Annotated in this window: 9 protein-coding genes; 6 read left to right on the plus strand and 3 right to left on the minus strand. The window is 41.0% G+C overall.

From position 1 onward, the window contains the following. Positions 1 to 19: 19 nt before the first annotated feature. On the minus strand, positions 20 to 1123 hold the full coding sequence (locus MST16_RS03955) for an efflux RND transporter periplasmic adaptor subunit (RefSeq protein ID WP_180009834.1): 1104 nt from the start codon (positions 1121 to 1123) through the stop codon (positions 20 to 22). A gap of 46 nt (positions 1124 to 1169) precedes the next feature. Further along, positions 1170 to 1763 carry a hypothetical protein gene (locus MST16_RS03960; protein WP_373683440.1) on the minus strand — a complete coding sequence of 198 codons (594 nt, stop codon included), beginning with the start codon at positions 1761 to 1763 and terminating at the stop codon, positions 1170 to 1172. A gap of 343 nt (positions 1764 to 2106) precedes the next feature. On the opposite strand from MST16_RS03960, the gene pilG reads away from it, so the two are divergent. From pilG to MST16_RS03990, 6 genes are all read left to right on the plus strand, one after another. After that, a complete protein-coding gene (gene pilG / locus MST16_RS03965; RefSeq protein ID WP_078191060.1) occupies positions 2107 to 2490 on the plus strand; it encodes a twitching motility response regulator PilG in 384 nt (127 codons plus the stop codon). 29 nt (positions 2491 to 2519) lie between these two features. Continuing rightward, positions 2520 to 2888 (plus strand): response regulator, encoded by a 369-nt coding sequence (locus tag MST16_RS03970; protein WP_078191059.1) that lies wholly within the window; start codon positions 2520 to 2522, stop codon positions 2886 to 2888. 6 nt (positions 2889 to 2894) lie between these two features. Beyond that, a complete protein-coding gene (locus MST16_RS03975; RefSeq protein WP_111884922.1) occupies positions 2895 to 3431 on the plus strand; it encodes a chemotaxis protein CheW in 537 nt (178 codons plus the stop codon). A gap of 44 nt (positions 3432 to 3475) precedes the next feature. Next, the gene (locus MST16_RS03980; RefSeq protein ID WP_078192256.1) at positions 3476 to 5551 is read left to right on the plus strand and encodes a methyl-accepting chemotaxis protein; all 2076 of its coding nucleotides are present in this window, start codon (positions 3476 to 3478) and stop codon (positions 5549 to 5551) included. 162 nt (positions 5552 to 5713) lie between these two features. Then, positions 5714 to 10228 carry an Hpt domain-containing protein gene (locus MST16_RS03985; protein ID WP_180009832.1) on the plus strand — a complete coding sequence of 1505 codons (4515 nt, stop codon included), beginning with the start codon at positions 5714 to 5716 and terminating at the stop codon, positions 10226 to 10228. Between the two features lie 3 nt (positions 10229 to 10231). Further along, positions 10232 to 10699, plus strand: a complete 468-nt coding sequence (locus tag MST16_RS03990; protein WP_180004987.1) for a hypothetical protein — start codon at positions 10232 to 10234, stop codon at positions 10697 to 10699. 69 nt (positions 10700 to 10768) lie between these two features. Here MST16_RS03990 and dapE read toward each other — a convergent pair whose 3' ends face one another. Beyond that, complete coding sequence (dapE, locus tag MST16_RS03995) at positions 10769 to 11902, minus strand: succinyl-diaminopimelate desuccinylase (protein WP_180009831.1); 1134 nt, start codon at positions 11900 to 11902, stop codon at positions 10769 to 10771. Between the last annotated feature and the right edge of the window lie 56 nt (positions 11903 to 11958).

The raw sequence follows: 11958 nt of genomic DNA on the forward strand, positions 1-11958 counted from the left end.
ACTGTCCTGCCTTATTCTTTTAATTTTGGCTGATACTTACATCTTGTTTGATATCTGAATCATTAAATTTAATTCGGCTGATCAGATCACTATTTTGTAAGCCCTGAACAATCGCGGTGTTATTGCTATAACTCTGATTCAAAATTTGTATAGGTACTTTGGCAATTTTATTTTGACGAATGACCCAGACGTAAGGTTTATCTTTTAGACTTTGAATGGTATCGAGTGGAATTTTTTGGCCTGAAATATTATCCGTGCCTAAGATGTGACCTTCGACAAAAGCACCAATACTTAATGATGTAATGGTTTCATTTGGGGCTGCAAAAAATTCAATTTGACGACTGGCTTGATCGGCAATCGGTGAAATTCGGCTGATTTGTGCTGTGAGTAAATTGCTATTGCCTTGGATGTTATATTCAATCTTTTGTCCAATTTTCAGCGCTGCCTGCTGATCACTTGGTAATTTGGCTTGAATTTCTAATTGGTCTGGATTGACGATTTCAAAAAGGGTTTGTCCGGCAGCAACCGTTTGTCCCGGTTCAACATCACGTTTGGTAATCACGCCTTGGATAGGACTATAAATGGTGCCGTCTTGATTGGCTTTACGTGCAATATCGACATTGGCTTGTTGGGCACGAACATTTTCCATTTGAGCTTGGTAATCGACACGACTTTGTTCAAACTCTACTTTGGAAATAAAGCCTTGATTCAGCAAACGCTGTTTGCGCTCCATCATTAGTTTGGCTTGATTGGCTTGAGCTTGCGTGGATGCGAGGTTCGCTTGAGATTGAGCAAGACGTGCTGCGTTGTCTTGATTATTTAAATGCACCAATACTTGGCCTTTGCTGACACGTTGTCCGACCTCTGCATTAACATTGGTTGCAGTCGCAGTGACTTGGGCTTGAATACTGCTCTGATTGACTGCCCGAATGGTGCCTGTAAAGGCTGTTTTTGAAATGGCGTTGCCTTGTTCGATCGTGACCAGATCTTGTTGAATCAATTCAATCTTATTTTCTGGTTTTACACTTTGCTGCGAATCTTCTTTTTGACATGCAGCCAAAGTCAGGCTTATGCAAAGCAGGCTAAGCTTTAAAAATGGGGATGATTGCTGTGCAGATTGCATAATGGTCCTTATATCAGCGGTCTACAAAAGCAATTGAATAACAAGTTTATTCCATTGCTTTTAAACGCGTAATAATTCTGTCGTATTCAGCTTCTGTATTTCGATAGCGAGTTTGTAACGATTGAATGTATTCTTTTTTCGCTACCATATTTTTTTGATTATTATCCAACATTGTTTTTAATTTTGCCGGAACGGTTTCACCTTTTCGAAAATGTTCACGTTCTTGGCGAACAAATAATACACGATCATTTTGTAATTGTTTTAATTGTTCTTGTTCAAACACGATCTGTTTACGTATACCAGTCAGTGCATCACGCTTTTTAATGGCCGCAGTTCGGCTATTGGTATAGGCTTTTTTAAGTTTGATATCTGAAGCTTGCTGACGTGCTTGGGCAGCACGCTGAGGAGCTTGTCTAACGTCCGCTTCAGCATTGTAGGGGCGGTTACGTTTAATCACTTGCATATTTTGATCAAGTGCTTCATAACCATAGCGGATGTGATTTGGTGTCACATTGGTACTGATGTTTGCTATGCCTTTACTGTCATAGTAACGATACCAAGTCGCCTTTTGTGGTTGCTGCGTATTGGTTGGTGCAGCAAATAAAAGCGGGGTATAAGCCAACAAACAAGCCGTCAGAATGACTTTTTTTGAGAAATGTTTAAGGCCAATCAAGTGAATTTTTTTTGTAAACGGACTCAACCTTGTACTCCCCAGTTTAAAGTTGACTAAATTACTTATTTTAAAGTAATAATCTTGCTATAATATGCTTAATTAAGACAATTAAATACTATTCCAAGTTAAAAAAAAATCGTTGGTCATCGGAAAGTGTGAAGCAGTTAATAAAAACAAGAAATCTTGTGTGTTTGCGCAGAAAATGTTCATTGAAAACGCAAGTAAAGATATGTTAAAAATGTTCACAACTTGTAAATAATAATGCTGCTAACTTAATTGTTTGTACATCCTCAATGGGTAGGGTCAATAAATGGACGATAAATTCCAAAATCTAAAAGTCATGGTAATTGATGATTCAAAAACCATTCGTCGTACGGCCGAAACGCTGCTTCAGCGTGAAGGATGTGAAGTCGTCACTGCTGTAGATGGTTTTGAAGCACTGTCAAAAATTGCCGATGCAAATCCAGATATCGTATTTGTCGATATTATGATGCCACGTCTTGATGGCTATCAAACTTGTGCCCTGATTAAAAACTCTCAAAATTATCAAAATATTCCTGTGATTATGCTTTCAAGTAAAGACGGTTTATTTGATCAGGCGAAGGGTCGTGTTGTGGGTTCGGATGAATACTTAACGAAGCCATTCAGTAAAGATGAATTGCTGAATGCAATCCGTAATCACGTTACAGCTTAATTAGATTTTTTATTTTTTGGGGAAAAAGCATGGCACGTATCCTAATCGTTGATGATTCACCAACAGAAACTTTCCGTTTTAAAGAAATTTTAGGTAAACACGGATTTGAAGTGATTGAAGCTTCAAATGGGGCAGATGGGGTGACAATGGCTCAAGCTGAGTTACCAGACTTGGTCTTAATGGATGTGGTAATGCCGGGTGTGAATGGTTTCCAAGCAACACGTCAAATTGCACGTGGTGCGACCACCAAGCATATCCCGATTGTCATTGTAAGTACCAAAGATCAGGCAACTGACCGTGTTTGGGGTAAACGCCAAGGTGCTTCTGATTATCTAACTAAACCTGTAGACGAAAAACAATTAATTGATGTGATTAAGCAACACCTCAATGCAGGATAAAGCTCTATGGCAGCAAATGGATTTATCGAATTACTTCGAATCGCAAAACGAGGAAACAAAAACTACGTTTCCACTGAAAATGAAGTAAACCGATGGTCAGGCATTGCTTTTGAGATGATGGGGCAATATTACGTTGCTCCTTTAGGTGAAGTAGCTGAAGTGATCTACCCACCAAAATATACGCCAGTTCCCAACACCCAACCTTGGGTGATGGGATTAGCCAATATTCGGGGACGCTTACTTTCTTTGTCTGACCTAGCACAATATATAACCGGTCATCGAAGTAGTTTTTCACCCACTCAAAAAGTTTTATGTATTAGTCATAATGACCATTATGTCGGTTTGATAGTCGATCAAGTTTTGGGTATTCAACACTTTAATAAGAAAAGTTATTTTTCTAAAGATAATGAGTTGGATCGAAATTTGCAGGAATATTGTCAGGGGTATTTCCACCAGCATAACCAGCAGTGGAATGTATTTCTCTTCAGTCGTTTACTGCAAAATCCAAAATACATGAACGCATCTATAAAATTTATAAATTAATTGTCGCGCACGAACGAAAGAAGGCGTAATCGGGGAGAAGCTGAATGGGCTTTAAACTTAAAAAGAAAAATACGGGTGAAAGCACCAGTGGTCGTAAAGGCGGTAATGCTTTTCTGGCAAAACTGCAATCACAGACAGATCAATTATCTCGAGTTTTTGGTGATAGTGAAAAATCCAAACCATTTATTTATGGTGCGATTGGTTCATTAGTACTGGCAACGATTATTTTATTATACCTATTCTATAGCGTTCCTCGCGGTAACCAATTAACGCAAAGTTTGGGTGAACTCCGTCTTCTTTCGCAAACAATTTCGCGTCAAGCAACTGAGGCAACTGCATCAGGTACTGAAGATGCAATGAAAAAATTAATTGCCTCTCAAGATTCGTTCAAAGAAAACTTAGAAACTGTAAAAGACATTCATGCAAATACAGATGCGCTGAAATCTGTAGATACGCAGTGGGCTGAGGTTTCAAAAAGTATTGACTTGATTACTTCGCAACAAAAAATCATTAATAAATTATATGACACGAACATCGCGATTGGTGAAACCATTCCGGGGATTCAGGCGGAATATAACTTGATGGTCGACCAAATGGCACGTCAAGACATGCCTTCGAACCAGGTGGTGATTGCGAAAAACCAAGTATTCATTGCAGAACGTATTTTACGTTCGATCAGTTCGGTGCTTTCAGGTTCTGATAGCTCACGTGAGTCTGCAGATGACTTCAGTGCCGATACTGAAACCTTCGGTTTGTACTTAAATGCCCAATTGGATGGTAGTACAGAGCTTGGTGTACAACGTATTGAAAGCCCTGAATTACGTGAGTCACTTGAAGGCATTAAAGCTGAATATGACGATGTATTAAAATCAGCGGCTGCGACAATTTTGAAAAACTCAACGCAAATTGTGAACGTACGTAAAGCATCTTCACAAATTTTTGCTGAGTCAGACAAATTGTTGGACAACTTAAATCAATTGTCTTCTAGCACAGGCTTGAAAACCATTTTACCTGCGGTACTGTTGATTCTTGCTTTAACGGCCTTCTTGATCTGTGTGTTCAAACTTCTTTCTTTACGTGGTCAATCGGATAAATTCCGTGTAACCCGTCTTCAAGAAGAATATGACCGTAACCAGAACGCGATTTTACGTTTACTCGATGAAATTGCCGATCTTGCAGACGGTGACTTACGTTCGTATGCGACGGTATCTGAAGACTTTACTGGTGCGATTGCCGACTCGATTAACTTCGCAATCGACCAATTACGTGACCTTGTATCGCGTATTACAGAAACTTCTCAAGAAGTTGCGCAATATACGGCGAATACGCAGGGTATTACCAACCAGCTTGCAGAAGCATCTGAACATCAGGCGCAAGAAATTGCTGGTGCATCTGCCGCGATTAACGAAATGGCAATGTCGATTGACCAAGTATCTTCGAACGCTGAAGAATCAGCTGTCGTAGCAGAACGTTCTGTACAAATTGCTGCAAACGGTGCAGATGTCGTAAACCGTTCAATTGAAGGTATGGACACGATTCGTGAGCAGATTCAAGAAACGTCTAAACGTATTAAACGTTTGGGTGAGTCTTCTCAAGAGATTGGTAATATTGTCGCACTGATTAACGATATTGCCGACCAAACCAACATCCTGGCATTGAACGCAGCGATTCAGGCGTCGATGGCGGGTGAAGCAGGTCGTGGTTTCGCCGTGGTAGCGGATGAGGTACAGCGTCTTGCGGAACGTTCAGCGTCTGCAACCAAACAGATTGAAGGCTTGGTAAAAACCATTCAAACGGATACTAACGAAGCCGTAATTTCAATGGAACAAACGACTTCGGAAGTTGTACGTGGTGCGAACTTGTCTAAGGATGCCGGCGTAGCACTAGATGAAATTCAGTCTGTATCGGGTAACTTGGCGAAACTGATTGCAAACATTTCGGATGCCGCAAAACTTCAGTCTGCTTCAGCTGGTCATATTGCGACAACGATGAACGTTGTACAAGAAATTACCTCGCAAACCACCAGTGCAACATTTGATACTGCACGTTCGGTATCTGAATTGGCGAACATGGCTGAATCATTACGTGAATCTGTATCTGACTTTAAACTCCCAGAGTAAGTCAGGCGCAAACCTGCAGTACCTTAGCTACGGCTAGGGTACTGCACCGATTACAGATAACACATCGATAAGGTGAACTTAACGTCACAGTTAAGTCTTAGGTGATGGTTACAATTAAGTTTGAGCAACCTTCTTGGTGGCAAAACATAAGAAGCCTTAGCTATGAAAGAAATATTAAAAAATTTAGTTGAAACAACTACGCTTCCTGAAGATAGTTATCTTGATCAAGATGCAGAAATTTTAGAGATTTTTGTTGAAGAAATAGAAGAAATCTTTGAAGAACTGGCGGGTTTATTTACAACTTGGTTGGAAAATCCACAAGATAAAGACACTTTAACGACGATTCGTCGTCATTTCCATACACTGAAAGGTTCAGGTCGTATGGTTGGGGCAAAATCGGCGGGTGAAACTGCATGGGCAGTTGAAGATACGCTGAACCGTGTCATTGCGGGTTCAGTACAGTTAACGCCGACCGTTCAAAAGTTTGCACAAACAGTTTTAAATGTTTATCAATATAAGCTCTATCCACGGTTTAAAAATGTTGCCGAATTGGATGTTGACTTACGTCCATTGGTTTTAATGGGGCAACAATTACAACAAAATATTAGCCTTGAGCCTGCACTCGAAGAATTATTAAAACTGGCAGATCAATTAAAATCTGAAGATGGTGTCACTGGTTTAGAACTGACTGATGTTGAAGCTACAGCGTCTGTAGAAGTGCTTGAAAGCACAATTGATGCGGTTGTTGAATCAGAACCTGCTCCTGAACAAGTGGATGCAGATGCATCACTGGTCGAAGAGACAGTGAGCATTTTTATTGAAGAAGCTGAAGAACATCTACAAACGATTGATCAGTTCCTCCAATCTGATGACAGTAAATCACAAGATTATAATGGCTTGATTCGCGCGCTACACACCTTGCGTGGTAGTTCGTCGATGGCGCAAATCGAAGAGATTTTTGAAGCCAGTTCAAAAGTTGAAAACTTATTCAAAACCTTATTACAAGACGAAATCGTATCGAGCTCGAAAGAAACTGCTTTATTGATTCAATATGCTGAATTTGTTCGTGATTATTTGCACGTGCTGCGTTCAGGGGATAAGGCAAATCTTACATCTATTTATGAAACCTTCAAAGCTGCTTGGGATGATTATGGTTTTGCTAGCCAAGATCAATTGGCGCCTGAAGATAATCCGCAAGGTTTGGTTTCTAAACTAATCGAATTAAATATTGATCAGTTATTAGATGCTGAATTTGAGTTTGATAAACGTGCCCTTGCTGAATTCCCAGACTATATTCAACAGCTTAGTCAACAAGCTTTAGAGTTGATTGAACATACGGATAATCGTGCGTCTGTTGGAATCCATGATTTCACAACTCAACTGCGTGCAGCATATCAGTCTTTAGTTGAAAAGCCTGAATTACTCCATGCTGATTATGGCTATGAGTTATTTGCGCAAGCACATCAGGAGTTTATTCACTTATTTGACACTTTAGCTGCGGGTCAGCGTGTGGTGTTAAGTGAAGATGTTCAACGTTTCTTAAATGAGCTGACTGCATTTGTTCAACAAGACATTGAAGCAGTTGCAGCGACGACAACACCAGAAGCCCATGTAGTTGCTGAACCTGTTGCCACTGTAGAAGATAAAGCCGCTGTTCCAAATACAACAGCAGTAGACTTTGCACAATTAAGTCAGCGTATTCAACTTGATCATCAACAGATGCAAGCGGTGGATGCGAATAATGACTTTGATGAAGATCTTTTAGGGATCTTTATTGAAGAGGCAGAAGAATTATTGGTGGGGATTGATCAAGACCTCAGTACTTGGACACGTGATCAGACCAATACTTCAGCTTTGAATAATTTAATGCGTTATTTGCATACCCTAAAAGGTGGTGCAAATATGATTGCCGCATCTCATGTGGGTTTAATTTCGCATGAATTAGAATCGATTTATGAGCGCATTATTCGTCAGCAAATTTCGATTACGCCTGCGTTAATTCAAATTATTCGTTTAGTGCAGGATGATATTTCAGATCGTATTCAAACCATTCGTGACCAAGGGATCGACTACCCAGCGAATAATGTGATCGATATTCTCAAGAATATTCAGTCAATTGTGGCAGGAGAGCGTTCAGAAGCTGTTGCATTGGCTTCGGCCCCTATTTCTGCTGAAACTGAACAAACAGCAGTAGAACCAGATGTATCGGTGTCAGAGCCGATGGATGTTGCTGAAGACACTGCAGAAGCAGTGGTTGAAGCTCAAACGACTGCTCACACTGAGTCTGCTGTTGAACATCTTGAACATGCGGTTGCTGAACATGTTGAGCATCCAGATGACGATCTACGTTCTGTCATGGAAGAAACCTTCCTTGAAGAGTCTGAGGAAATTCTTGAACAAGCCGTTCAATTATTAAATCAATGGACTGAACAACGTAGTGACCGTAACGTATTGCTTCAATTACAACGTGCTGCCCACAGTATTAAGGGTGGTGCGCGTATGGTTGAAAATGAACCTGTTGCCGCAATTGCGTATCAACTTGAGACGACGTTTGAGCATTTCGCGGTTCATCATTTCAACTCAAATGCATATGACGGCTTACTCAAAACGACGTTGGCATGGTTAAAAGAAGCGATCTTCAACCACGACTATAGTAATTTTGATAGCATCAAATTGAGCCTAGAATCCATTCAGTATGTGGATGTTACGGTTCAATTGCCAAACCGTGTTGCAGAATTAGAACAAGGTATTGTCAGTAAAGGCTTTGAATTTATTCAAGGTGATGGTGTTGAACCTCCATCTATGTTGGGTGAATGGTCTGAAGCTAATTCTTCTGATAACAGTAATGAGATGATTCGTATCTCGGCTGATCTCGTCGAGAAGATGATTGACTTATCAGGCGAAAACTCGATTAACCGTTCACGTATTGAGATGGACTTAGGTCAGCTAGGCAATACCTTGAATGAAATGGAGTTAGCAATTAAGCGACTTGCTGACCAGTTACGTCGAATGGATGGTGAGCTTGAGTCACAAATTATTGCCAAACATGGTTCTGAAAATTCACGCTATGCGGATTTCGACCCATTGGAGATGGACCAATATTCATCGATTAACCAATTGTCAAAATCTCTAGCCGAATCTGCGTCGGATTTGGTTGACTTCAAGAGTACTTTGGCAGAAAAAATCCGTGATGCGGAAGGTTTGTTATTACAACAATCACGTATTCAGTCAGAAATTCAAGAAAGTCTGATGCGTACCCGTTTGGTGCCATTTGATCGTTTGTTACCACGTTTACAACGTATTGTGCGTCAAACCTCTTCGACCTTGAACCGTCCTGCAGAATTGATTGTTCAAAATACAGAAGGTGAATTGGACCGTACGATCTTAGAGCGTTTGGTGACACCATTTGAACATATGCTGCGTAATGCGGTCGACCATGGTTTAGAAGATCCTGCTGACCGTTTGGCTTTGAAAAAGCCAGAAGTGGGTAGCATTGTCTTGAATATTAGTCGTCAGGGTACCGATGTGCTGGTGTCTTTCAGTGATGATGGTAAAGGGATTGATGAAGCCAAGATTAAAGACAAAGCCTTAAAACTTGGTTTAATCAAAGCAGATCAGTTCCTCGATAAACAAGAAATCTTGCAATTGATCTTCCATCCAGGTTTCTCAACGGCACAAGCGGTAACGCAAATTTCGGGTCGTGGTGTTGGTCTGGATGTGGTGCAAAGTGAAATTAAAGCCTTGGGTGGTCATGTTTCCGTTGAGTCTGAGTTAGGTAAAGGGACGACCTTTACCATTCGTGTACCAACGACGGTAGCCGTCAGCGATGCCTTGATGGTGAAAGCCGGCGATCAACAATACGCAATTTCGTTAGCGCAAATTGAACGTATTGTCCGTATTGCACCGACGGCACTCGAAACTTACTTCAATAGTAAGGATGACGTGTTTAAAATTGACAACACCAATTACAAACTACGTTATCTATCAGAGTTTGTGGGTAATCAGCCAATTCCACGTTTAAATAATGTTGGCCATTCATTGCCTGTATTGCTAATAAAAGGCAACAGTGGTCAAACCATTGCTTTATTGGTAGATCAGCTGGTGGGTTCACGTTCTCAAATCGTGGTGAAACCAATTGGTCAACAATTTACCAGTGTGGCCGCGATTGCAGGTGCCACGATTCTAGGTGATGGTCATGTATGTTTGATTTTGGATGGGCAAAATATTGCACGTCAAATTCAAACTACGCAGCGTGTTAAACATTCAGCTGAACAGCGTGATTTGGGCCGTCAAGCCAATGCGCGTCGTTTAGTGATGATTGTCGATGACTCGGTGACAGTACGTAAGGTGACTTCACGCTTACTTGAACGTCAAGGTTATGACATCGTGACAGCGAAAGATGGTGTGGATGCAATTGAACAGCTTGAAAATGTCCGTCCAGACTTGATGCTACTCGATATTGAAATGCCACGTATGGATGGTTTCGAAGTGACAAACTTAGTCCGTCACCATGACATTCACCGTGACTTGCCAATCATTATGATTACATCGCGTACAGGTGAAAAACATCGTGAGCGTGCATTTAGCTTAGGTGTGACTCACTATATGGGTAAACCATTCCAAGAAGCTGAATTGCTTGCCAATATTGAAGCTTTAATTGCAGAAAAGCAGGGGTAATCTATGAGCCAAAATACTGTTTCTCAGGTTGTCAGCGATAAAATTGATCAGCAGGAACTGCAACATCTCATTACGGTTTCTACCGGTTTTATCGATGCGTATATCATTGACTGTCATGGTAAAGAGCCAATGTTGTTGCCACAAAATATTGTTCTTTCAGCGCTCGATAGTGCAACCAATGTTCCTTTTGTTGAATGGCATGAATTGAAATTGCCTGTTTTCTCAGTCAATGATCCTGCAAAAAATCAGGGTGTGGCTTTGGTCATTGAAGGGGATGATGTTGGACAGCGTTTTGCACTGATGTGTAATGAGATGCCGAAAACCATTCGTTTGCGTATTTCTGAAGTGGTTGATGAAGAAAAAGCCGTGAAAGACGCCAATATTTTCCAATATGTACGCATGGCCGATCAGGTATTTCATATTCCAAATTTAGCCAATATTCAAAACAGCATTGGGCTTCAAGCGGCTTAATATTTGCAAAAACGAGATATAAAAAAAGGAACTCAATGGAGTTCCTTTTTTTGACTATGTGGGGAATATTTAAGCCAACAGGTTTTCTAAAATCTTTTCGTAAATTTCAGAAAGTGGCTCCAACTCTGCCACATTAACGTGTTCATTGATTTGGTGAATCGTAGCATTTAAAACACCCAGTTCAAGCACCTGTGCTCCTGTAGGCGCAATGAATCGACCATCAGAAGTACCACCACTGGTCGAAAGTTCAGTTTCAGTCCCAGTAACTTCTCGTATGGCATCACGTGCGGCATTTACTAACTCACCTACTGGGGTTAGGAATGGCAAACCAGATAACGTCCACGAGATGTCATATTCAATGCCATGACGATCTAAAATTTCCAAAGTACGTGCTTTGAGTTCATCTGCCGTTACTTCTGTTGAATAACGGAAGTTAAAGAGTAAATTCATCGTGCCCGGAACAACGTTGGTTGCGCCTGTACCGGCATTGATATTGGAAATTTGAAAAGATGTTGCGGGGAAGTATTCGTTGCCATTATCCCACACGGTATCGCAAAGTTCAGCCAGTGCCTTTGATGCTGTATGGATTGGATTGACCGCTAGATGTGGGTAAGCAACGTGCCCTTGTTTACCCTTAACCGTTAAATTGGCATTTAGCGAACCACGACGACCATTTTTAACAATATCGCCAAGTGTGTTGGTGCTAGATGGTTCACCCACCAAACACCAAGTCATTTTTTCATTACGCGCTTCTAAAGTTTCAACAACTTTGACAGTCCCGTTGATCGAAGGACCCTCTTCGTCAGAGGTAATAAGAAATGCAATCGAACCTTTATGATTTGGATGCTTTGCAACAAAACGTTCTGAAGCAACAACCATAGCTGCCAACGCGGTTTTCATATCTGCGCTGCCACGACCATACAGTTTACCGTCGCGAATTTCAGGAAGAAATGGGTCAGAACCCCATGCATCCAAGTTACCCGTAGGTACTACATCCGTATGACCTGCAAAGCAAAATACTGGTGCTTCAGTCCCTTTACGTGCCCAAAGATTATCTACATCATCAAAACGCATATTTTCAATGTTAAAGCCAATTTTGGCTAAACGATCCGCCATAATGTTCTGGCAGGTATGGTCAATCGGTGTCACCGACGGTTGGCGAAGTAGTTCTAGGCTGAGATCAAGAGTTGCTGTTGAGGTCATGCTAAATACAGAAGTCAAAAATGTCGCAATATAATAGGCGAATCAACAAGCGAAGG

Origin of the sequence: Acinetobacter sp. YH16040_T (assembly GCF_024605785.1) — a bacterium.
Taxonomy (GTDB): Bacteria; Pseudomonadota; Gammaproteobacteria; order Pseudomonadales; family Moraxellaceae; genus Acinetobacter; species Acinetobacter amyesii.